This is a genomic window from Patulibacter brassicae (assembly GCF_033949425.1).
GTDB lineage: Bacteria > Actinomycetota > Thermoleophilia > Solirubrobacterales > Solirubrobacteraceae > Patulibacter > Patulibacter brassicae.
This window is the reverse complement of record NZ_JAXAVX010000013.1, coordinates 62,364-84,824: the sequence shown is the minus strand read 5'-3', so window position 1 is coordinate 84,824 and position 22,461 is coordinate 62,364. Positions and strand designations below refer to the sequence as shown.

The 22,461-nt window shown below is 72.3% G+C and carries 20 protein-coding genes and 1 riboswitch; of the genes, 10 read left to right on the top strand and 10 right to left on the bottom strand.

Translation table 11 applies throughout. The features are described 5' to 3' along the window. The first annotated feature begins 228 nt into the window (after positions 1–228). Together SK069_RS17500 and mobF are read left to right on the top strand one after the other, a co-directional pair. A complete protein-coding gene (locus SK069_RS17500; RefSeq protein ID WP_319955547.1) occupies positions 229–423 on the top strand; it encodes a hypothetical protein in 195 nt (64 codons plus the stop codon). Positions 424–627: 204 nt separating this feature from the next. Then, positions 628–4,038 carry a MobF family relaxase gene (gene mobF, locus SK069_RS17495; protein WP_319955546.1) on the top strand — a complete coding sequence of 1,137 codons (3,411 nt, stop codon included), beginning with the start codon at positions 628–630 and terminating at the stop codon, positions 4,036–4,038. A 382-nt stretch (positions 4,039–4,420) separates the two neighbouring features. On the opposite strand, the gene SK069_RS17490 is transcribed toward mobF, so the two are convergent. Together SK069_RS17490 and SK069_RS17485 are read right to left on the bottom strand one after the other, a co-directional pair. Further along, the gene (locus SK069_RS17490; RefSeq protein WP_319955545.1) at positions 4,421–5,392 is read right to left on the bottom strand and encodes a M48 family metalloprotease; all 972 of its coding nucleotides are present in this window, start codon (positions 5,390–5,392) and stop codon (positions 4,421–4,423) included. Further along, entirely contained in the window at positions 5,389–5,772 is a 384-nt protein-coding gene (locus SK069_RS17485; RefSeq protein WP_319955544.1) for a BlaI/MecI/CopY family transcriptional regulator, read from the bottom strand. The genes SK069_RS17490 and SK069_RS17485 overlap by 4 nt, the downstream gene beginning before the upstream one ends. A gap of 141 nt (positions 5,773–5,913) precedes the next feature. On the opposite strand from SK069_RS17485, the gene SK069_RS17480 reads away from it, so the two are divergent. Both SK069_RS17480 and SK069_RS17475 read left to right on the top strand, forming a co-directional pair. Then, positions 5,914–6,063, top strand: a complete 150-nt coding sequence (locus SK069_RS17480; protein WP_319955543.1) for a hypothetical protein — start codon at positions 5,914–5,916, stop codon at positions 6,061–6,063. Positions 6,064–6,405: 342 nt separating this feature from the next. Further along, entirely contained in the window at positions 6,406–7,143 is a 738-nt protein-coding gene (locus SK069_RS17475; RefSeq protein ID WP_319955542.1) for a hypothetical protein, read from the top strand. A 30-nt stretch (positions 7,144–7,173) separates the two neighbouring features. Here the strand turns inward: SK069_RS17475 and SK069_RS17470 are convergent, their stop codons facing one another. Continuing rightward, positions 7,174–7,809 carry a M23 family metallopeptidase gene (locus SK069_RS17470; RefSeq protein WP_319955541.1) on the bottom strand — a complete coding sequence of 212 codons (636 nt, stop codon included), beginning with the start codon at positions 7,807–7,809 and terminating at the stop codon, positions 7,174–7,176. A 160-nt stretch (positions 7,810–7,969) separates the two neighbouring features. Next, positions 7,970–8,112, bottom strand: a riboswitch (cyclic di-AMP (ydaO/yuaA leader). 217 nt (positions 8,113–8,329) lie between these two features. On the opposite strand from SK069_RS17470, the gene SK069_RS17465 reads away from it, so the two are divergent. The 5 genes from SK069_RS17465 to SK069_RS17445 all read left to right on the top strand — a co-directional run bounded on the left by SK069_RS17465 (position 8,330) and on the right by SK069_RS17445 (position 12,621). Then, positions 8,330–9,391, top strand: coding sequence for a multicopper oxidase domain-containing protein (locus SK069_RS17465; protein WP_319955540.1), 1,062 nt, complete (start codon positions 8,330–8,332; stop codon positions 9,389–9,391). Next, the gene (locus SK069_RS17460) at positions 9,391–10,593 is read left to right on the top strand and encodes a ZIP family metal transporter (RefSeq protein ID WP_319955539.1); all 1,203 of its coding nucleotides are present in this window, start codon (positions 9,391–9,393) and stop codon (positions 10,591–10,593) included. The genes SK069_RS17465 and SK069_RS17460 overlap by 1 nt, the downstream gene beginning before the upstream one ends. A gap of 104 nt (positions 10,594–10,697) precedes the next feature. Continuing rightward, positions 10,698–10,982: a hypothetical protein gene (locus SK069_RS17455; RefSeq protein WP_319955538.1), complete on the top strand. Its 285-nt coding sequence runs from the start codon at positions 10,698–10,700 to the stop codon at positions 10,980–10,982. Positions 10,983–11,186: 204 nt separating this feature from the next. Beyond that, positions 11,187–11,930 (top strand): cytochrome c biogenesis CcdA family protein, encoded by a 744-nt coding sequence (locus SK069_RS17450; protein WP_319955537.1) that lies wholly within the window; start codon positions 11,187–11,189, stop codon positions 11,928–11,930. Between the two features lie 7 nt (positions 11,931–11,937). Then, positions 11,938–12,621 carry an SCO family protein gene (locus SK069_RS17445; RefSeq protein WP_319955536.1) on the top strand — a complete coding sequence of 228 codons (684 nt, stop codon included), beginning with the start codon at positions 11,938–11,940 and terminating at the stop codon, positions 12,619–12,621. 80 nt (positions 12,622–12,701) lie between these two features. Here the strand turns inward: SK069_RS17445 and SK069_RS17440 are convergent, their stop codons facing one another. From SK069_RS17440 to SK069_RS17430, 3 genes are all read right to left on the bottom strand, one after another. Continuing rightward, complete coding sequence (locus tag SK069_RS17440) at positions 12,702–15,155, bottom strand: heavy metal translocating P-type ATPase (protein ID WP_319955535.1); 2,454 nt, start codon at positions 15,153–15,155, stop codon at positions 12,702–12,704. Between the two features lie 260 nt (positions 15,156–15,415). Further along, positions 15,416–15,781 (bottom strand): ArsR/SmtB family transcription factor, encoded by a 366-nt coding sequence (locus tag SK069_RS17435; protein WP_319955534.1) that lies wholly within the window; start codon positions 15,779–15,781, stop codon positions 15,416–15,418. A 56-nt stretch (positions 15,782–15,837) separates the two neighbouring features. Next, the gene (locus tag SK069_RS17430; RefSeq protein ID WP_319955533.1) at positions 15,838–16,737 is read right to left on the bottom strand and encodes a hypothetical protein; all 900 of its coding nucleotides are present in this window, start codon (positions 16,735–16,737) and stop codon (positions 15,838–15,840) included. A gap of 653 nt (positions 16,738–17,390) precedes the next feature. Between SK069_RS17430 and SK069_RS17425 the strand changes: the two genes are divergently transcribed. After that, on the top strand, positions 17,391–19,343 hold the full coding sequence (locus tag SK069_RS17425; RefSeq protein WP_319955532.1) for a heavy metal translocating P-type ATPase: 1,953 nt from the start codon (positions 17,391–17,393) through the stop codon (positions 19,341–19,343). A gap of 52 nt (positions 19,344–19,395) precedes the next feature. On the opposite strand, the gene SK069_RS17420 is transcribed toward SK069_RS17425, so the two are convergent. The 4 genes from SK069_RS17420 to SK069_RS17405 all read right to left on the bottom strand — a co-directional run bounded on the left by SK069_RS17420 (position 19,396) and on the right by SK069_RS17405 (position 22,326). Next, positions 19,396–20,037 carry a vitamin K epoxide reductase family protein gene (locus tag SK069_RS17420; protein ID WP_319955531.1) on the bottom strand — a complete coding sequence of 214 codons (642 nt, stop codon included), beginning with the start codon at positions 20,035–20,037 and terminating at the stop codon, positions 19,396–19,398. Continuing rightward, positions 20,034–20,744 (bottom strand): DsbA family protein, encoded by a 711-nt coding sequence (locus tag SK069_RS17415; RefSeq protein ID WP_319955530.1) that lies wholly within the window; start codon positions 20,742–20,744, stop codon positions 20,034–20,036. The genes SK069_RS17420 and SK069_RS17415 overlap by 4 nt, the downstream gene beginning before the upstream one ends. A gap of 115 nt (positions 20,745–20,859) precedes the next feature. After that, the gene (locus SK069_RS17410) at positions 20,860–21,462 is read right to left on the bottom strand and encodes a TlpA family protein disulfide reductase (protein WP_319955529.1); all 603 of its coding nucleotides are present in this window, start codon (positions 21,460–21,462) and stop codon (positions 20,860–20,862) included. Between the two features lie 126 nt (positions 21,463–21,588). Further along, entirely contained in the window at positions 21,589–22,326 is a 738-nt protein-coding gene (locus SK069_RS17405; RefSeq protein ID WP_319955528.1) for a DsbA family protein, read from the bottom strand. Positions 22,327–22,461: the final 135 nt, after the last annotated feature.

Below are 22,461 nucleotides of genomic sequence, written 5' to 3'. Positions count from 1 at the left end.
GGACGGAACGCTCACGCTAGCCGACGCCGCCCGCCCCTCCGGCCCTCCTCCCGAAGATTTTTCGCCCTACCAACAAGACCGCCCCCACCGACGCAACCGCCCCGCACCGACCAGCCGATCGCCCAGTGCGGGGGCGGCGAAAATTCTTCGTCCCCCGGACCTCCGGAACGATCGACGCCGGCTTGCTGACGCTCACCGCCCAGACCACCCAGAACGAAGGCCGGCACCGTGAGCACCACCGCGAACCCCCAGCAGACCGACCCCACCACCCTGGACCACGCGCTCCTGAACGCGGAGATCCACGCCGCCCGCCTGGCCGGCGACCACGACGACCCGCAGGCCGCCGCGGCGTACCGCTGGGTCGGCCAGCGCCTCAGCGAGCTGCGGGTCGACGCCGCGACGGTCGGCGGCCTGGAGCCGTAGCCGGCCAGGCCGGGGCGCGCGGCCAGCCCCCGGCCGCGCGTCTTCGCGCTGCGAGCGTTACGAGGGGGCGCCGGGCATCCGCGCGGCGCCCCCTCGTCCGGTGTTCGCCGCCGACGTCGGCGGCAATCGGCTGCTGCGCGTCGCGCTGCGCTGCGCGAGCCCGCAGCCCTCGCGAGCCCGCAGCCCAGACCGCCCCCCGATCCCATGGCCCTCAGCACGCAGCTTCCGGCCCACGACGCCGCCCACGAAGCGCCCGCACCCCCGCTCCCAGCACAGCGGCACCCGTGCCGCGCAAGACGGAGAGGATCAGGGTTGCGTCGCAGAGCGACGCGACCCACACAGTTGCATCAAGATGCCACACAACGTAGTCTCAACGTGTGCTTTCGATCGGGAAGCTCGTGCCCGGCCAAGCCTCCTACTACGAGCAAACGGTCGCGAAGGGCCGCGACGACTACTACTCCGGACAGGGCGAAGCGCCAGGACAGTGGGTTGGCCGTGCTGCCGGGGCAGCTCGGGCTCGACGGGCGGGTCGAGGCGGCGCGGTTCAACGCGATGGTCGCCGGCCTGGACCCACGAGACACGACACTACGCAGCCGACTGTTGTTCAGACAGCGCAAGCCGCGCGTCATCGACGGCAAGCGCTACGCCCCCGTGGCCGCCTACGACCTGACCTTCTCCGCCCCGAAGTCCGTGTCGGTGCTCTTCGCGCTCGCCGACCCCCAGACCGCCCGCGAGCTCGTCGCCGCCCACGACGCCGCGGTCCACGCCGCGATCGGCTACCTCGAGGACGAAGCCGTCTGGACCCGCCGCGGCCGCAACGGCGCCGTCGTCGAGCGCGGCGCAGGTCTCGTGGCGGCCGCCTACCGGCACCGCATGTCGCGCGCGAAGGACCCGCAGCTACACACCCACGTCGTGGCCGGCAACGTCGTCCAGACCCCGTCCGACGGCCAATGGCGCACCCTGCACGCCGCCGTCATCTACCGCCACGCCCGCACCGCCGGCGTCCTCTACCAAGCCCACCTCAGGGCCGAGGTCACCGACCGCCTCGGCCTCCAATGGGGACCGGTCGTCAAGGGCGCGGCCGAGCTGAACGGGATCGCGCACGACGTGCTCCGCGAGTTCTCCCGGCGACGGGTCGAGATCGAGCAGGCCGCGCGCGAGGACGGCATCGGCCTGAGCACCAAGGCCGCCGCCGAAGCGGTCGCGTTGAAGACCCGCGCCGCCAAGGAGGAGCAGGTCCGCACCCGCGACTGGCGGATCGACCTCCAGGCGCGCGCCGAGGAGCACGGCCTCGATCACCGGGCGATCGACGAGCTGCTGGTCGCCGGCCGAGCTCGCCTCGCCCGCCACGATCTCGCCGACGACCAACCCCCAGCCGCTGACAAGAGCTTCGCCCGTCCCGCGACCTCCGAGCCCGCGCGCGTCGCCGAGCAGGCGCCGGCCGGCACCGCGCCCCCGACCACCCGCGCCACGACCGACCCCTACGACGAGGCGCTCGAGGACGCGGCCGCGCTGGAGACGCGGCTCGTCGGCCCAGACGGCCTGACCCACACCGCCAACACCTTCGACCAACGCGACGCACTCACCACGATCGCCGAGCACCACCAGCACGGCCTACGGATCTCGGAGATCCGCGACCACTACCGCACCCTGCTGGAGCACCCCGACGTCCACGCCACCCGGCCCGGCGACTTCACCGGCATCGAGGAGCCCCGCCACACGACCACCGACCTGATCCAGACCGAAGACCGCTTGATCGCCGCCGCCATCGGCCGCATCGCCACCGACACCGCCCGGATCGACCCCGACGAGGTCGACCGGTTCCTGACCGGCCGCGACCAGCCGCTCACCGACGAGCAACAGCACGTCGTCCGCCGTGTCGCGACCTCAGGCAACGGCGTCGACGTCATCGAAGCGCTCGCGGGGACCGGCAAGACGTTCACCGCCAACGCTATCCACGACCTGTACCACCAGACCGGCCGACCGGTCCTCGGGCTCGCCCCGACTGGCCGCGCCGCCCGCGAACTGACCGAGGTCGGGATCCCCGCCCGCACCGTCCACTCCCTCCTCACCGCCATCGACCACCAGCCCGACCGACCCGCGCTCCCCGACGGGGCGGTGCTGCTGCTCGACGAAGCCGGCATGACCCCCACCCGGCTGACCGACCGGCTCCTGCGCCTCGCCCACCAGGCCGGGGCGAAGACCGTCGCGATCGGCGACTCCGGCCAGCTGCCCTCCGTCGAAGCCGGGGGCTGGCTCAGGCAGATCGGCCGCAGCACCGGGGCGCTGCGCCTCCAGACGGTGATGCGTCAACGCGACCCCGCTGAACGAGACGCCCTTCGCCAGCTGCACGACCACACCACCGGCGGCCGCACCTACGTCAACTGGCTCGCTGGTCGCGGGCGCCTGCACATCGACGACCAGCCCGCCCGGCTACTCGACCACGCGATCGCGGACTGGACCACCGCCGTCGGCGAGCACGGCATCGAGCAAGCCGTGCTCATCGCCCGCGACCACCAGACCCGCCACGCCCTCAACCAGCGCGCCCGCCGCTGGCAGCGCGAGCAGGGGCTCCTCGGAGACGACCACCACTACGACGAACGGACCCTCGCCGTCGGCGATCGCGTGATCGCCAGGCGCAACGACCCGACGCTGAACGTCGACAACGGCACCCGCGCCACCATCACCGCCGCCCGACCCGACCACGTCGAGCTGCGCACCGACGCCGGCGCGACCCGGCTCGTGCCCGCCGACTACGCGCGCGAGCACCTCGAGCACGCCTACGCGCTAACCGGCCACGCCATGCAAGGCGCGACCGTGCAGTGGGCCGCCGTCATCGCCCGACAGGAGCAGCTGACGAAGGGCTGGGCCTACACCGCGCTCTCCCGCGCCCGCGAGCACACCGCCCTCTACGTCCCGACCGAGAACCCCCAACTCCGCGACGACCGCGCCGAGATCGCTCCACACGACGACCAGATCCCCGTCGACCACGACGACCTCCTCCAACGGATCGCCGCACGCATGGCGATCCGCGACGACGAAGACCTCGCCACCACCCAACTCTCTCCCACGAACGCTGTGTCGAGGAAGACGTCGCATGTCGAGCCGCATCGTGTGCGCGGCGACGACTCGCTGCTCGCATCCGCCCACCGGGAGCGCCTCCCGGATCCGATGCTCGGCACCCAGGGCACGGTGGCGCCCTTCGCGCCTCGGCCTCATCACGGCGAGCTCGAGCCACCGTCGTCTCAGGGGAGAGCAGGGGCTTGGGTTGATGACCTCGAGGCTGCGCGAGTGCATATCGAGCGTCAGCGCTCCGACGTCCAGCGGCAGCTCGACGCGCTACCCGCCCCGACGCCGCGCCGTTTCGCCCCGCCTCGTGACGGATGTGCCCTCGAACGTGCGGCTCTCATCGCCCGCATTCAGGCCGCCGACGCGACGCTCGTCCGGTTGAGCGTCGACAGCGAGCACGACCACCGGTCGCCGACGCCGCGGGGCGCTCCGCTCGACACCTCTACGCTCCTCGGCCGCTTCGTCGGGCAGAGCGCCCCCGAGCGGTCTCGATCTGCCTCCGGGCCTGGCCCCTCGGAGCGACCAGACGTCACCGACGATCTGTAGGTCGCACGGTCCGCCCACGTCGACCCCGAGAGGCTGGCTCCCCACCGGACTGACATGCTCCGGCATAGCCCGTCGAGTCGTCTCCGCACTCCGCCCGCCCGCCTCCAACCCCCCGCTCCAGCAACGCCGCGGCATGGGCCGGATCGGTCGCGATTCTGGCTCGCAGTTCGACGCCGAGCGGCGCGTCCGCGAGCGCAGCGTCCAAGAGCGCCTCGCGCTGACGGGCGCGATGCTCGACAACCGTGTCGGCTTCGAACCGCGGCACGACGACCATCGTACGTCGCCGGAACCCGGGCCCTCCCCCGCACCCAGCGCGTCGCCCCAAGGTCACGCGGGCGACGGCCAGGCCCGCATTCCGTCCCGGTTCGGTCCGCCAGACCGCTCATAGTCCGCAGGGAGGGCACACGTGTCGAAGAGCTCCGCCCGGGTCACCGGCAGATCCCGAGGCCAGTGTCACCAGGATCCAGCCGACGGCTGCCACGAGGAACCCGCTCGCCCCGACGATCGCAACCGCGAGCAGGAGCTTCTCGCCGACGGACGCTCGCACCGGCCCTCCACCGAGGAGCTCCTCCACGCGCTGCGCCACGCCGGCACCGGATAGCAGCGCCAGGGCCGGACCTCCGGCTCGCGAGAGAGCGCTCTTGCAGATCGCGCTGGCCAGGGCGACACGGTCATGGTCGCGACGGACCGCCCAGGCATCGGCATCTCGTTCGATCTGCTTGTGGACCTCCGCCACGATCGCCCGCGTGCCGGGCACCGGGCGGGCGATCGTCCCGCACAACTCGGCGAAGGCAGCGATGAACCGATGGCCGCGGCGAATGTGTGCGCGTTCGTGGGCGATCGCAGCGGCCAGCTCAGCGTCATCGAGAGCCACCAGCGCACCGGCCGAGACCACCACCCGTGGGCGCAAGAAGCCGGCGGCTCCGAGCATGACCTCGCGACCGCCCAGGATCACCGCTCCCCGAGGTCCGACCCCCACGGTCGACTGCGAGACCATCTGACGCACCTCGCGGGCGCCACGCGCGACGCGCACCGCCCCCCACAGCGCCGACAGGTTGAGCGCCACGAACGGCAACAGCGAAAGCGCATCCCCGACCTCGGGGCCGAGAACTCCGACATGAGCCGCGAGCACCGGAACGGCAGTATCGACGCACCAGTCGGTGACGGCAGTGAACACCGTCGTCGACGGCAGCCGAATCATCAGCCACAGCGCCACCAGCAGGCATCCTCCAGCCCGGACTCCCAGGGCGACGACCCAGAGCAGGAGCGAGGTCGACGGTGACCAGCATCCGCGTCGCACCATGTGAGGCAAAGCCATCAGAACGACGCCCAGCGCGGCCGGCAGGGCGGTCATCGTGCGTTCTTCGCCGCGTTGCGCGCCCGCTGAGCCTGCTCACTGAGCTGGAGGAGCTCGTCCGCCTCCAGACCGCCGATGAGCTCGGTCAAGGCAACTCGACGCGCCTCCAGCGACGCTCCCGCCAGCGTCCGCTCAAGGCTCTGGGACAGGTACTGGGCTTCGCTCAGCGTCGCCGCGTACGTCATCGTCCGGCCCTGCCGCGACCGGCTGACCAGACCCCGTTCAGACAAGCGATTGAGCACCGTCTGGACCGTCGTGTAAGCGCTGCGGTGGCGCGTGGGGAGACCCTCGCGGACGTGCTCGACCGTCCCTGGTCCGGTGCGCCAGAGCGCAGCCATGATCTGCTCCTGCAGCTCGCCCTGGATCTCGCCGCTCACGGTGCAGCCAGTAAAGCACGCACCCTCTGCCGCACCGTCTGTCGGCGCCGCGCACGAGCACCGGGCCTGCCGTCGCCCGCCTCCTACGAGATGTAGGATTTTCCCCGTGGCGGTGTCGCAACCCAAGCTCCAGCAGGGACGATGAGCGCACCGCTCGCGCACGTCGGCGGCCTTCACGCCGTGCTGTACCTCTCCCCGGTGCTGTTCGTGGCCGGCGGACTGTGGATGGCCGGCCGCCATCTGCCTGAGGAAGAACCCTTCGAGCCCGATGACGACGAGCCCACCGACTGACGCGCGCCCCCGCGGGGGAGGCCCCCGCCCGGTGGACGGACGTGACGAGTCCCCACGCTGCGCCTCACGCCAGCGCGCCGCGGCCGCCCCGCAACCGCGGCGCGCTGCTCGAGAACCTTGCCCACCGCCCGTCGACGGCGGGCACAGGGCTACCTCCACCCGCCGCGCACCCCCGCGGCGGCGCCGAGCAGACCACCGACGTCCGAAGCGGTTCAGACGACCGACCCAGGGCTTTCGCGCCGAGACGCCGAGACGCTCCGCGGCCTCGCCAGTGACGAGCGTGCAACCCGGTGACGCGACGCTCACCATCTCGGCCTCCGCCCCCGGAGCCCGGCGGCGACCATGGCCGCCCACGTCGTAGATGACCCGCCCATCGACACCATCAAGCCGCCCACCGCCGCGAAGGCGGGAGCTTCTCGGCAGTCCAGCGCTCCGCGTACGGGGCGCAGCCGGGCTCGACACCTCGCCGTCGCCCTGGCGGCCGGCGTGGCGGTGCTCCTCACGCCGAGCACCGCGGCAGCGCACGGGGGCATCTCCGTCGCCGAGGGTGGATCCGGTGGCGTACGCATCGCCGTTCAGGGCTCGCCCGCGGGACCGGGTCAGGTCGATCTCGCCACGACGCTCTCCGGTCGCGGGACCGGCGCCGGCTCGAAGGTCGTCTACTGGATCAGGCCCGAAGGTCGCCGCCGATCCGTTCGCGTCGCCACCCAGCGCGACGAGCGCGGCATCCACCACGCCGAGATCCCGATAGCCGGCCGTGGCTCGTGGCAGGATTGGGACGTCGCCGCGTACGTCACGCTCAGCACCGGCACCCGGCTGCGGGTCACCAACGACCGCTCCGCTCCCCCGGGCCCGCCCCAGCGACCGGATGCCAGCCGGGCCGCGCGACCTGAGGGACGCACCACCACCGCGCCCTCCGCCCCACAGCCTGCTGCCTCGGAAGCGGCCGTCGAGGACGTCTCGGGCGAGGGCGACGGCGCTCCGCCCTGGGTCGTCCCGAGCCTCGGGGCCCTGATCCTCGTGAGCGCCCTGGGCGTTGCCTCGCTCAAGCGGAGGCGGCGGGGCCGCGACGATCGGTAGAGGAGCCCCCGCCGGCGACGGTTCGCGCGCTCAGCCGGCCGCCCACGCCTCGAGGTCGGGGCGAGGATCGCGCGGGACCCCGCCCTCGTACCACCCGGGAGCAGTCCAGAGCTCGAAGTGCAGGAGACACGCCGTGGCGTTGCCCGTGTCCCCGACGCGGCCGATCGGCGCCCCCGCCTGGAGCCGGTCGCCCGCACGCAGCGCCGGACGTTCCTGGAGATGCGAGTAGACCTGATCGGTACGCGTCGAGGTCCCGGTGACGACGACGTAGTTGCCCGCCTTCTCGTGGTTGGCGACGCGCTTGACGGTCCCGGACGACACGGCGACGACCGGCACTCCACAATCGGCCAACAGATCGATCCCCTCGTGCGCGCCGCCACGCGTGCCGAAGCCGGTGCCAGCACCGCCGAACGTCCAGCCGCCCTGGAGCGGGAACCGCGAGCCTGAGCCGTCGACCTGAGCAGCCCGAAGCTCCGCCTCGACCCTCGCGACGAACGGCAGGTCGAGCGCCCTCAGCGTCTCGACGTTCGGGACCCCGGTCTTCGCGAGGCGCTTGCGCTGCTGGAACCGGCGCAGAGCCTTCCGAGTGCGTGCACCGAGCACGCCGTCGGCACGAACGCCCACCCGCCGCTGGACGCTCCGCAGCTCCCGGCGCGTGAGCCGCACCGGCTGGGTCTCCGAGACGCCCGCTGAGCTGCCGCCGACGACCGCCTGCGCGCTCGCCCCTCCGCTCCCGACAGCCGCCCCGGCCGAGGCCGGCACCGTGAGCAACGAGAGGCCGATAGCCGCCAAGCCGAGCCGGCGCGCGGAGGATCTGAGCATCGAACTGGTCCCTTTCGTCCGCCTACGGGGTTAGCTGACGGGCTAGCGCAGAAAGAGACGCGCCTCCACACGACCGTGGATGAGCCCCGAAATGCCCGGGTCCCCCGTTCGCCGCGGACGTCCCCGGCGATTCGGCCGCTCGACCGTATCACGGCCACGGAATCTGCTCTACATACTGTAGGAGATAAACGGCGCACGGCCGGAGCATCCGCCGCCGCGCGGCCGAACCTCCCCCGCGCAGAGCGCGACCTCCCCCGCCCGATCGCCTACCGCCGGCTTCTCTCGGCCTCCGCGACAGGCGCAGTCCAATCGAGCGCGGGAACCTCGATCGGCAAACGGTTTTTGGCATGCCATACTCTCAGGCATGCCAAGCATCAATCGCCGACGTCTCTTCGCCGGCGGCCTGCCGGCCCTCGGGGCCGGGATGGCGCTGCTCCAAGCGACGTCATCTCGCGCCCAAGGGCCCGGCGGCCACGCGGGGAACCACGGAGGCGCGGGAAACTCCGACACATCGTCGGCGAACTCGTCCTCGGGCACCCATGGAGGGCACGCGAACTTCCGGGGCGGCGGCGAGGTCGACCATGCACGGAACGGGTTCGATCCGCACGAGATCCTTCGCGACTTCGACTGGGGACGCACCCGCCGCCTCCCGTCAGGGAGGGTCCTGCGGGAGTGGACGCTGGTAGCCGGGGACCAGGACATCGAGGTCGCCCCCGGCGTGACGTTCCCGGCGTGGAGCTACAACGGTCGGATCCCAGGTCCGACGCTGCGATGCCGCGAGGGCGAGCGGCTGCGCATCCGGTTCGAGAACCTCTCGCAGCACCCCCACACCATCCATTTCCACGGCATCCATACCGCCGAGATGGACGGCGTCCCCGGGATCGGAGCCGGCGAGATCGCACCGGGCTCCTCCACGGTGTACGAGTTCGACGCCGAGCCGGCCGGCCTGCATCTCTACCACTGCCACGTCCGGCCGCTCGCCGAGCACATCGCAAAGGGCATGTACGGCGCCTTCATCGTCGACCCGAAGGAGGGTCGGGAGGACGCCGACGAGATGGTGATGGTGATGAACGGGTTCGACACGAACTTCGATCGCGCCAACGAGCTCTACGCCGCGAACACGATTCCGTTCGCCTACATGAACCGCCCGATCGCGGTGCGACGCAACGAGCTGGTCCGCGTCTACATCGTGAACATCCTCGAGTACGACCTGATCAACAGCTTCCACCTCCACGGGAACTTCTTCGACTACTTCCCGACCGGCACGAGCCTCCGCCCGTCGGAGCTGACCGACACGGTCATGCTCTGCCAAGGGCAGCGCGGGATCGCTGAATGGCGCTTCCCCTCCCCGGGGAAGTACATGTTCCATGCCCACCAGTCGGAGTTCACCGAACTCGGCTGGCAGGGGTTCTTCGAGGTCGGCTGATGTCGCTCGACGCCCCCTCGCCCCACGGGTCGACTCGCCGACGGCCGACGTGGCTCCTCGGCATCCTGCCGCTCCTCCTCATCGTCGTCACGCTGGGCGGCTTCCTGGCCCTCGACGGGCCGGGACTCGGCGACCGCAACGGCCCGCCTGTCGAGGAGATCAGCGTCGAGCGGACGACGCTGAAGCCCGGCCTGATCGACCTGCAGGTCCGCAACGACGGACCCGACGCGGTGACGATCGCCCAAGCGCAGGTGAACGACGCCTTCGTGCAGTTCTCCGGCGGCGAACGTCCCATCCCGCGCCTCGGAGTCGAGACGCTCCGCATCCACCAGCCGTGGATCGAGGGGGAGGCCTACGAGATCGCGTTGATGACCTCGACCGGCGCCACGATCCTGCACCCGATCGACGTGGCGGTCGAGACACCGGGCGAGGACGTCTCCTTCCTCGGCCTGATGGCGCTCCTTGGCATCTACGTGGGGGTGATCCCCGTCGCGCTGGGGATGCTCTGGCTTCCCTGGTTGCGCCGCGTCCCGGCGAGCCGGATCCGCTTCCTGATGGCCCTGACGATCGGCCTGCTCGCGTTCCTCGCCATCGACGCCACCCTGGAAGGGCTCGCTCTGGCCCAGCAGGGCTCGCAGGCGTTCGGAGGCTCCGCGCTCGTCTGGACCGGCGCGCTCGTGGCGTTCCTGTTGCTCTCCGGCATCTCGGCGTTCATGGCCGATCGCGAGCGGCGGGCCCGCGCCGCAGGTGCCGGCGGTGGGACGCTGGCGCTGCTGATCGCCGTCGGGATCGGGTTGCACAACCTCGGGGAGGGGATCGCGATCGGGTCGGCGTATGCCACCGGCGCGCTCGCCCTCGGCGCGTTCCTCGTCTTCGGGTTCGCGTTGCACAACACCACGGAGGGTCTCGCGATCGTCGCCCCGCTCGCGGACCGCCGGCCGCGCCTCGCGCGGTTGGCGAGCCTCGGCCTGATCGCCGGGGCCCCCGCGATCCTCGGCGCCTGGATCGGCAGCGCCGCGTTCAACGCGAATCTGGCGGCGTTCCTGTTCGGGTTCGGCGCGGGAGCCGTCGTCCAGGTGATCGCGCAGCTGCTGCCGACCATCCGCGACGATCAGGAGCGCACCCTCCACCCGGCAGCGGTCGCCGGCCTGCTGACGGGCCTCGGCATCATGTTCGCGACCGGCCTGCTGGTCAGCGGCTGAGGGGCTGGCGGCGTGGACCCGGCAGCGACGCGACGCGGTACCGTGTGCGGCGAATGATGGGCCGCTCTCACCGGCATTCGCTCGCGCTGCTTGTCGCGGTTGGCGTGGTCCTGTGCCTGTTGCCGGTCCTGCTGGACGGGCTCGCGCGGTGCATCGAGGCGCTGCACGCCGCACCGACGCTCGCCCTCGCCGCACCGCTGCTCCTCGGCGTGCCGCTCGTCCACATCACGCTCGCGCGCGCTGCGCTCGCGTCCGTCTCGACGAGCTGGCGCCGAGGCACGGCTCCGGCCCTCGTCGGAGGCGGCCCGGCGATGCCGGTGCGAGGAGGACGGCGTCTCGGCAGCACGCTCGCGGTACGGCCGCCGCCGTCCGCCGAGCCGACCGTCTGATCGTCGGCGCTCTCGCTTCCCTTCCGGCTCCTGGCGGCGCCGTCTCGTCCTGCGTCACGCGAGGACCCCGGAGCCGTTCCGCCTCGCCCGTCCGCTGCGCGTGCGCAGCCGCATCTCCCTGGCAACAATGCCCGCAACGCCTCCTCCCCGTCCCCGACGCCCGCCGTCCGGCCCCGACGTCGCACGCCAGTCCACGCACGCGCCGTGACCGATCCCACGATCTTCATGGCCTTCGCCGCGGGCCTCCTGTCGTTCGCGTCGCCCTGCGTGCTCCCCCTCGTCCCCGGCTATCTCTCGGTGCTCACCGGCAATGCGGTCACCTCAGGCCCCGGTACCCCGACGATCCGTCGCACGCTCGGCCCGAGCCTCCTCTTCTGCTTGAGCTTCATCCTGGTCTTCGTCGCCCTCGGGCTGTTCGCCACCGGCATCGGCGCGCCCCTGGCACGTCACCGCACGACGCTCGAGGTCGTCTCGGGCGTCCTGCTGATGATGATGGGAGCGCTCTACCTGCTGGCCCCGCTCGTCCCGCGCCTGAACCGGTCGGCCCGCCCCGCGGCGCTCCTGAGCCGCGCCGCTACCGGCAACCCGGCACTGGCGGGCATGGCGTTCGCCCTGGCCTGGACACCGTGCACCGGCCCGATCCTCGGCGCGATCCTCACCGCGGCTGCGACACGCAGCGGCACCGGCGGCGGCGCGTTCCTGCTGCTCTTCTACGGGCTGGGCCTGGCGGTGCCGTTCCTGCTGGCCGCGTTGGCCTTCGAACGCGTCACCTCGGCAGCGCGGATCATCCGCGATCACTACCGAGCCCTGTCGATGGTCGGCGGCGTGATCCTCCTCATCGTCGGGTGGCTGACCGCCAACCATGAGATGACCCGCCTCGCCTCCGAGACCCGGCAGCTGATCGACGATCTCGGCCTCGCGCCGCTCCTGCGCACCATCGAACGCTGACTCCCACATGCCACAGACCGATCCCCGCCCGCCGCGCCCCGACACCGCCCAGAGCCCGCTTCCGCGGCTCCTCTTCGGACTCGTCGTGACCTCGCTGGTGATGCTGGCCGTCGTCACCACCCTGGCGCTCGCCCGCGCCCCGAGCCCGGGGCAGGAGCTGGCCGACGGCGTCATCAGCGCCCGGAGCGACTTCCTCGGCGCCGACCGCGGTGGTCATCCTTCGCCCCCGTTCCGCCTGCGCGACCAGCGCGGCAGGATCACGACGCTGGGGCAGCTCCGCGGGCGGCCGGCCGTCCTGACGTTCCTGTTCAGCAGCTGTGAGGACACCTGCCCGATCCTGGCCCGCCAGATCGCCGGTGCTCTGGACCGTCTCGACGATCCGATCCCGGCGATCGCGATCAGCGTCGATCCGGAAGGCGACACCCCCAGCTCCGCCCAACGGTTCCTCAACCGCATGCGGCTCGGGGACCGCATGCGGTTCCTGCTGGGCGACCGTTCCCGTCTGGCCCCGATCTGGAAGGCCTATGGGATCCAGCCCCAAGGCCAGGACTTCGACCACAGCGCCTACGTCGTGCTCCTGGACCAGGAAGGACGACAGCAGGTGTCCTTCCCCGCCGACAAGGTCACCGACGACGGGCTGCTGCACGACATTCGCGTGCTCCAAGAGCGCGCCGCCGAACGCGGCAGTTGAGCAACGCGCGCGGTCGGAGCGCGTCACCGGCTGCTGTCGGGAGCGGCCTCGTGCGGACGAGGCCGCTCCCGCTGGCACGGTCAGGCGCCGCTCGCGAGCGCTGCCCCGTCGCGGGCTGGCGTGCCGGCCGACGGCCGCCGCGGGGTACGCCGATCCGAGCGCGTGCGGGTCCGGAAGAGCCGCAGGCTGTTGGCCGTGACGCCGGTCGAGGTCACGGCGTCCTCGAGCACCGCCAGCCAGAGCGGGATCAGCCCGATCGGCGCCAGGACGGTGAACCCGGTGTTGAAGACGATCGACGCCACGATGTTCTGCTTGATCATCCGCTCGGCGCGTCGCGACAGCTCGACGGCGTCGGCGACCTTCGACAGATCGTCGGCCATCAACGCGATGTCCGCCGCCTCCAGCGCCGCGTCGGTCCCGGCCGCGCCCATGGCGAAGCTGACGTCGGCCGCGGCGAGCGCCGGCGCGTCGTTGATCCCGTCGCCGACCATCCCGGCCGATCCGCGCTCGGGCGCGAGCTCGCGGATCGCGGCGACCTTGTCCTCGGGGAGCAGCTGCGCCCGGTACTCGATGCCGAGTTCCTCGGCCACGCGACGCGCCGGCGCATCGGCGTCGCCGGTCAGCATCACCAGTCGCTCGACTCCGATTCGCCGCAACGCGTCGAGCGCCTCATGGGCGTCCTGGCGGATCGCGTCGGCCAGGCCGAGCACCGCGACCGGGCCGCGCTCGTCCCCCACGATCACGGGCGTCTCGCCGGCGTCCTCGACGACGCGCAGGTCCGCTGCGATCGGCTCCAGCGAGATCCCGCGCTCCGTGTAGAGGCGCGGGCTCCCCACCAGATGTCGGCGTCCTCCGACCATGCCCTCGGCACCGCGGCCCGGGATCGACCGGAAGTCCTGGACCTCCGGCAGCTCCGCGTCGCCGGCGGCCGCGAGGATCGCGTGCGCCAGCGGGTGCTCGGAGCGCCGCTCGAGCGCCGCCGCGACCCGCAGCACGCTCGCCTCGTCCGCGCCGTCCCGCGAGATGACCCGCTCGACCACCGGTCGTCCCTCCGTGAGGGTCCCGGTCTTGTCGAAGAACATCGTCGTCAGCTTGCCGGACGCCTCCAGGGCGCTGCCGCCCTTGATCAGGATCCCGCGGCGCGACGCTGCACCGATCGCCGAGACGACCGAGACCGGCGTCGAGATCACCAGCGCGCACGGGCAGGACACGATCAGCAGCACGAGCGCCCGGTAGAACCAGGTCGAGAACTCGCCGCCCAAAAGCGGCGGCACGAGCGCCACCAGGAGCGCCGCGACGAGCACGATCGGCGTGTACACGCGCGAGAAGCGGCTGACGAACTGCTCGATCGGCGCCTTCGTGCCCTGCGCCTCCTCGACCATGCGGGTGATTCGCTGCAACGTCGATGCGCCCGCGTCCTTCGTGACCCGCAGCACCAGGCCCCCGGCGCCGTTGAGGCTGCCGGAGTAGACCGGGTCGCCGACGCCCTTCTCCGCCGGTGTGCTCTCCCCGGTGACCGGCGACTCGTCCAACGCGGAGGCGCCTTCGAGGACCTCGCCGTCGACGCCGATCCGCTCGCCCGGGCGCACCACGACGAGGTCGCCCACGAGGACCTCCTCGACCGGGACCTCGACCTCGCGGCCGTCGCGCCGGACCAGGACCTCGTTGGGGGCCAGCCGCGCCAGCGCCCGGACCGAGCCGCGCGTCCGGCCCACCGCATAGACCTGCAACGCGTTGCTGACGGCGAACAGGATCACCACCAGCGACGCCTCGCCCCAAGCCCCGATCGCCACCGCACCGATCACGGCGAGCGTCATCAGGACGTTGATGTCGGCGACCCGCGTCATCGCCGAGGCGACCGCCGCCCGGTAGATCGGCAACCCGCCGACCGCCGTGGCCACGACGTAGGCGACGTTCGTCACCGTGTCGGAGGCCCCGACCAGCGCCAGCACGTGAGCGAGCAGGAAGATCGCCAGGCCGGCCACGGTCAGCAGCACGCGCGGCTGGGTCCAGAACGCCTCTCGCTCGGCTGCAGCACCGCGCTCGATGCCGTAGCCGGCGCGGACGACCGCCTCCTCGATGACCTCGCGCGCGAGGCCCTCGTCGTGCTCGGCGTCCAGCCGCCCAGCCGCGAAGTTGACCGTCGCGCGATGCACGCCGGGCAGCTGTCCCACCCGCTTCTCGATCGTCACCGCACAGCTCGCGCAGTCCATCCCCGTCACGCGCACCACGGTGCGCGCGCCCGCGGCGGACCCCTCGTCCGTCGCCGACACCCGACCCACCGACGCGCTCAGCCGCGCGGCGGCATCGGGCGCGCAGCAGTCGTCCTGGCCCCCGCCGCCGTCGACGGCCCGCGCCTCCGCCGTCGCCGGAGCGCAACAGTCGTCGACGCACGCGTCCTGGGCGACCGACTCCGCAGCCGCCTGCGGAGCGCAGCAATCGTCGAAGCACGCGTCGTCCTGGGCGATCGGCACCGCAGGCGCCTGCGGAGCGCAGCAATCGTCGAAGCACGCGTCGTCCTGGGCGATCGGCACCGCAGGCGCCTTCGACGCGCAGCAGTCGTCCTCGCACACGCCCCCCGCCTGGCGCGCTGCGTCCTGCGCAACGGCCGGGGCCCGGCCGGTGTCCCGACGCGCCAGGGGCAACGCCCCCGGTGCGCTCGTGCAGCACTCCTCCTGGCACCCGGGCTGCGCAACCGCCGCCGCGAGGTCCGGTGCCGGGGCGCAGCATCCGTCCTGACAGACACCGTCCGACGCGGACCCCGTCTGAACGACTTCGAGGCCCGGCTCGCGGCTCATGCCGTCGCTCCGTCGATCTCGCCCGCCGCCAGCACCGCGCCGAGCAGCGCCCGACCGGCGTCGGTCAAGGAGTACATGACCATCTTGCCGTCGCGTCGCGAGGCGACCAGGCCTGCCGAGCGCAACCGTCGAACGTGATGGGACACGAGGTTCTCGGCGCGTCCCGCGACCCACGACAGGTCGCAGACGCAGAGCTCACCGCCGCGATCGAGCGCGTGCGCGAGCATCAGCCGCGTCGGGTCGCCGAGGGCCGACGCCGCGCTGGCGGCCGGCTCCGCCTCCGGGGGCTCCAGGCGATCGGCGCGCAACCGCTCCGCGACCTCGAGATCCAAGCACAGCAGGTCGCAACGTCCGTCGTCCATAGCAACACTCTAACACGCATTGTTCCGTTGAACTGGCGTCGGACCCGACAGGCCGCTCACGAGAGCAACCAGAGGCCGAGCGAGGTGAACGCGACCATGACTCCGAGCATCCAGTACTGCGAGCGCACCGCAGAGCGCTGGCCCGGGAGCACGCGCAGCGCCACGTCGTGCGCTGCGACCAGGCCGGCGACGTGGCCGCCTACCAGGGCTGCCACCTGCACGTACCAGGCGCCCTCCGGGGAGAGCAGGTCGTAGTTCACGCCCCACCCGGCGGTGCCGAAGAGGTTCGAGCCGTCGCCGCGCGGGTCCGAGACGAGGAAGCCCAGCGCCTGCCCCTGGATCATCAGCAGCGACCAGTAGTGCGCCACGACATAGCCGAGCGCGATCGGCACGAGACTCGGGGCGAAGCGCGAGAGCGCCTCACGTCCGCCGACCCGCCCGCGGCTGGCGCGGCGCACACCGCCGATCCCGAACAGCACGAGCAGCGACACCACGGCGACGCAGAACAGGAGGCCGACGGTCGCCGCAGCCGTCGCCGCCGCGGCGGGCGCCAGGCCCAGGTCCGAGAAGAGCCCCTCCAGCGCCGGACCCACGGAGCCATCGGTCGACCACAGATCGCCGCCCGACAGCCCGTCGAAGGTCGTGGTGCCGATGATCACGAGCACGACCGCCGGAAGGCCACGTCCTTCGCGGATGCGCGCGAGGCCCGTGCCGGGGATCCGCACGCGCAGCCGCCCGCCTCCCCACTGGACCGGCGCGAGGGCGGAGGCCAGCTCGAAGTAGCGATCGAAGCCGTCGACCCGATCGAGGAACGCCCGGCCGTAGAAGCCGCAGCCGATGAGCATCGCCGCGCCGTAGAGCAACGCGAGCGTGCCCAGCAATCCGGGGTCGTCGCGGTTGTCGGCCGCGAGCTCGAGCCATCCGAACGCCAAGAGGACCACGGCCGCGGGCCACATCCCGAGGCGCTCGGGGTACGCGAGGGGCCTGGGGACCCCACCGCCGGCCAGTCGCGCGACCCAGGCGGCGAGGTCGGCGATGGTGCCAGGGGCTGATCGCCTTCCAGACGTCGCCGACGAGCAGCGCCAGCACCGGTACCGCGACCCAGAAGCCCACGAAGACCATCGTCGGAGCGAGGTTCGCCTGCGGGTTGTCGCTCCCGCTCAGGCCGGCCCAGACCGTGAGGCCGTACAGCCCGAGCCCGAGCAGTCCGAGGATCGCCCGGCCCCCGCGTCGGACCGCACCCGGCACCGCGAAGCTCCGTCCCTCGGCGAGCGCGCGGAGCCGCGGGCGCGGCCAGAGGATCGAGAGCCCCACGAACGACACGATGAGCACGATCGCGGCCGCCCAGGCGAACAGCCACTCCGGGATCGGCAGCTGCCGACCCCCCGAGAGCCCGTGCGCCGCGGCGGACGCCGGGAACGCGGCCAGGAGCGACCCGGCGAGCACGACCGGCGCTGCGAGGCGCGACGCCCTCGCTCCGCGAGACGCCGTCGGCCCCAGGCCACCCGTCCCTCCAGGCTCGTCGGTTTCGATCAGGTGCAGCATGGCACCAGCGGGGTCGGCAAGATCACGGCCTGGCATACGATTCAACGGTCGTTAGTATGTAGGTATGGACGAGCCAGACCGACGAGCGTCCTCGCTCGACGAGCCGCCCGACAACGGGGACAAGACCGGGCACGGCGGCGAGGCCGTCGCCCGCGTGCGCGACCTGCCGGATGTCCGGCTGTCGGCGCTCTCCGGCGTCGCGCTGGCTGTCGGCCTGGCGCTCGGTCATCTGACCGAAGTCCCGGACGCAATGGTCCGGGCGCTCGACGTGATCGCCATCCTCGCCGGGGGCGCGACCTTCGTCCCCGAGACGCTGCGTGGTCTGCTCCGCGGCCGACTCTCCGTGGGAACCCTGATGCTCGTCGCCGGGGTCGGCGCGATCGCGCTGGGACAGATCACGGAGGCCGCCACGCTCGCGTTCCTCTACTCCGTCAGCGAGGCACTGGAGAGCTACGCGCTCACCAGGACCCGTCGCAGCCTCCGCGCGCTGCTCGACCTCGTCCCGGACCGCGCGCGAATCCTGCGGGACGGCGAGGAGGTGGAGGTCGATCCGGGAGCGCTCCGGTCCGGCGAGCTCCTCGTCGTCCGCCCCGGCGAGCGCCTGGCGACCGACGGCATCGTTCGCCGCGGGCGATCGGCGCTGGACTTCTCGGCCATCACCGGCGAATCGGTGCCGGTCGAGCGCGAGCCCGGCGGCGAGGTCTTCGCCGGAGCGATCAACGGCCGTGGCGCCCTGGAGGTCGAGGTCACCGCGAGTGCCGCGGACAACTCGCTGGCCCGCATCGTGCGGATCGTCGAGGACGCGCAAGAGCGCAAGGGCGCCGGGCAGCGCCTCGCGTCGAGGGTGGCGCAGCCGCTCGTCCCCGGCATCCTCGTCGTCGCCACCGCGATCGCCCTCATCGGCAGCCTCGTGACCGGCGACACCGGCGAGTGGATCTCTCGCGGCCTGGTCGTCCTCGTCGCAGCCGCGCCGTGCGCGTTCGCGATCGCCGTACCGGTCACCGTCGTCGCCGCGATCGGCGCCGCCACCCGCGCCGGGGCGCTGATCAAGGGCGGTGCCGCGCTCGAGGCACTCGCACGCGTGCGCGTCGTCGCCCTGGACAAGACCGGGACCCTGACCCGCAACGAGCCGCGCGTCCTCGACGTCCTGCACGGGGCCGGCATCACCCGCCAAGAGGTGCTGGCGCTCGCCGCAGCGCTCGAGGCCCGCAGCGAGCACCCGCTGGCGGCGGCCATCCTCGCCGCAGCTCCGCCCCCACCACCCGCCGAGGACGTCGAGGCGATCACCGGCGCCGGGCTCGAGGGAACCGTCGACGGGCACCCCGTGCGCCTCGGCCGCCCGGGCTACGTCGATGCCGGCCCATGGGCGGACGGTGTCGCGACGCTCCAGGGCCAGGGCGCCACGGTGGTCCTGCTCGAGCGGGGCGGCGACCCCGTCGGCGTCATCGCCGTGCGCGACGAGCTGCGCGACGAGGCCGGCGCCGCGGTCGACGGACTCACCGCGCTCGGCATCCAGCGCGTCGCGATGCTGACCGGCGACAACGAGCGCGCAGCCCGCGCCCTGGCCGGCGATGCGCAGATCGACGACGTCCACGCGGACCTGCGCCCGGAGGACAAGGCCCGGATCATCGAGGAGCTCCGTCGTCACGGGGCGGTCGCGATGGTCGGCGACGGCATCAACGACGCACCGGCGCTCGCCGGCGCCGACGTCGGCATCGCCATGGGGGCGATGGGCAGCGACGTCGCGATCGAGACCGCGGACGTCGCGCTGCTCGGAGACGACCTGCGCTCGCTGCCGCGGACGATCGGCCATGCCCGCCGGGCGAACCGCATCATGCTCCAGAACCTGGCGCTGTCGGGCGGCATCATCGCGATCCTCATCCCGCTGGCCGCCGCCGGACTGGTTGGCCTCGCCGCCGTGGTCTCCGTCCACGAGCTCGCCGAGGTCCTCGTGATCCTCAACGGCGTGCGCGCCGCGCGGTGGGCCGTCGGCTCCGCCCCGCCCTCGCAGCCGTGAGCCGTTCCTGCCCCCGGACCACGCGGACAGCGGCCACGCAACGAGCCCGCACTCACACCAGCACCGAGTCCCACGGCGCCCAGAAGCGCTCGGCCACGAGCGCCACGATCGTCAGCAGCCAGGCGGTGAGGACGATCCCGTGATTCCGTCGAAGCCCGTTCACCAGCGTTCCCAGGGGCGAGGATCGCCCCGCGAAGCCCCCGAGGTTGTGCAGCGTCACGTACCAGAACGCCGGGATCGTCGCCGCCCACATCGCCATGCAGAACGGGCACAGCGCCCCGATGCGGTAGAGCCCCTGAACGACCAGCCAGTGCACGAAGACGACGGCGAAGGTCACCCCTGCTTGGAGCAGGAGCCAGAACCACCGGGCCGGCGCCGCTCCACCGGCGAGCATGAGACCCGTCGTGAGCAGCGCACCGAACCCGGCGAGTCCGATGAACGGGTTCGGAATGCCCAGGATCGCCTCGGCCTGCGCGCTGCGCATGATCGATCCGCAGTCGACGACCTCGCCGAGCGAGCAGGGCGGGACGTAGAGCGGGTTCTCGAGCAGGCGGAACTTCTCGATCGCCAGCTCGGCCGACGTCGCCAGGCCGACGAGGCCCGTCGCCACGAGGAGCAGCCCGAGCCTCCGGAGCGCCGCGGCCGAGGTCGGCCCGACCGAGGCGGCCCGACCCTCAGCGGTCCGGCTGCTCACGACCCCGACAGCGCCGCATCGATCTCGCTGCGCAGGTCCTCCACCGACTGCGGCTCGATCCGGCGCTCGCCGATGAAGAACGTCGGCGTTCCCTGAACGCCCAGCGCAATGCCGGCGTCGACGTCGCGCTGGATCCGCCCCGCGGTCCGGGGGTCGGAGACCGCCGCATCGTAGGCGTTCAGTTCGAGACCCAGCTCGCGTGCGAAGCCACGGAACAGCTCCGCCTTGGAATCGGACTGCTCACCCCACTCCCGCTGCGTCTCGTACATCTTCACGTACATCTGCTCGAGCTTGCCCTGACGATGTGCCGCTTCCACGGCGAGCGCCGCGTTGCGCGCGTTGCGGTGGCTCGGCAGCGGGAAGTAGCGGATGTTGAAGGTCACCCGGCCCGCGTACTCCTTCCGCAGCTCCTCGATCAGCGGGAACGCGGCGCCACAGCCCTCGCACTCGAAATCCAGGAACTCCGTGAACGTGACGCCCGCCCGACCACGGGCGCCGAGCCGCCGCGGGTCTCCCGCGACGACGCGCGGAAGCGCGGACGGCTCAGGCCCGGTCGTCGTCCCGGGACCACCCGGCGTCCTCGCGGACGTCGACGTGGAGGGCGTCGCCTCCCCGGCTGTCGGAGCTTCATCGTCGCCAGCGGCGACGAGGCCGATCACGACGGCAATCGCGATGAACAGCGCTACGAGCGCGATCGAGTACTTCACGTTCCGGGACACAGTGCTCCTCGCTTCGACGGGATCCTCGGTGAAGGGCGCGCCCCGCCCCTCGCAGGACGGGCACCCGTGGCGGGACGTCCCCGCTCCGCCATCTCGACGCGCCTCACCACGACCGCCCTCGCGGGAGCAGCCGACTGATCCAGCGGTCCAGGTCGTCCTGCGCGACCTCGCCCCTCGCGATGGCCCGCACGAGGCCACGCTGGTCGATCACGATGGTCTCGGGGACCTGCAGCACTCCGTAGTCAGCGGCCAACGCGCCACCCGGATCGCGATAGGACGGAAAGGTCGTGCCGTGCTTGCGCTCGAACGCCAGCGAGTCCGGAGGGGTATCGCGAACCGTCACGCCCATCACCGTTCCCAACCGAGCGCGGCGCAGTCGCTCGTGCGTCCGCTGCAGCACGGGCGCCTCTCGCTCGCACGGACGGCACCACGATGCCCAGAAGTTCACCACCACGATCTGGCCTCGCAGCATGCCGATCGTCCCTTGGCGACGGCCATCGAGGCTTTGCAGCAACCGATCGCTCCCAGGCGCCGGGACGACATCGCCCGCAGCTACGCCGTCGTCGAGCCGGTCCCGGCTGGCCTCCCCCGGATCGGAGCGCAGGAGGCCGTAGACGAGCAGGGCCACCAGCGCGAGCGAGATCAGGACCGCGAGGACGGGAACGCGGAAGTGCTTCACCGATCGCTCAGGCGCGCCGCGGACCATCTCCTACAAAGTGTAGTAGGAGATGGTCGGCCGCGCTCCGGGCCCACCATCCGCCGCCGGCTCGTGCAGGGCGGCGCCCACAAGCCGCTCCGGCGCATCGGGCCGCGCCCTTCCGTCACCAGGCGGTCAAGGAGAGACCTTGCGCTCCAGCTCGCGAGCCACGTCGACGAACACGCGATCCCGCACCTTGTCGTAGCCGGCGGCGCCCGCGCGCGTCACGACGTACGTCGGCGTTCCCCCGACGTCATAGCGACGCCGCAGCGCCTCGGTCTCGGCCTCAAGCCGGCGAGTCCGGCCGTCGGGCGTGGTCGACACCCCGCGAAGGCCGGGGCTCGCCTCGCCGATGCGGCGCAACAGATCAGGCGAGATCCAGGCGCCACCCTCGGCTCCCTGGTTGTAGAACAGCATCGTCGCCAGTCGCCACGGCTCCCCTCCGCCGAGGGCGAGTCGCTCCACCGCAGTCCGCCCGACAGCCGAGTTCGGCGACAGCGTGGCGAGCAGGCGCAGCTCGAGCTTCGCGCGCCCGGGCCGCACGAGTCGGTCGACGATGTCGCGCTGCTCCGAGCCCGTGAAGTGGGCCCGACAGATCGGGCAATGCAGGTCGGCGAAGACCCTGATCGTCGCGGGCGCGTCGGCTCGACCCAGCCGCAGCCCGTCGTAGGGAACCCCCCGCAGCAACGATGTCGTCTCGCGCTCGCCCCGGATCCCGTTCGCGGAAAGCGTTCCGACCGGCTTGGAGCGAAACGCGCCCAGCGCCAAGGCGAGTCCGCCCGCGACCGCGAGCAGCAGCACCATGACCGACAGCACCTGCCAGCGCCGAGCCCGCGCGCTCGCGGCCTGGTCAGAGGAGGGACCGGGGCTCATCGCCTCGCCACCCTATAGCGCTCGGCAACCGGGTCTTGCGCCTCGTCGTCGGCGCTCCGGACGTCATCTCTGCTCGCACTGAAGCGTCCCCCGGCGTTCTTGCTCGCGCTCCGCCCCAGAGCCGATCGTCCGACG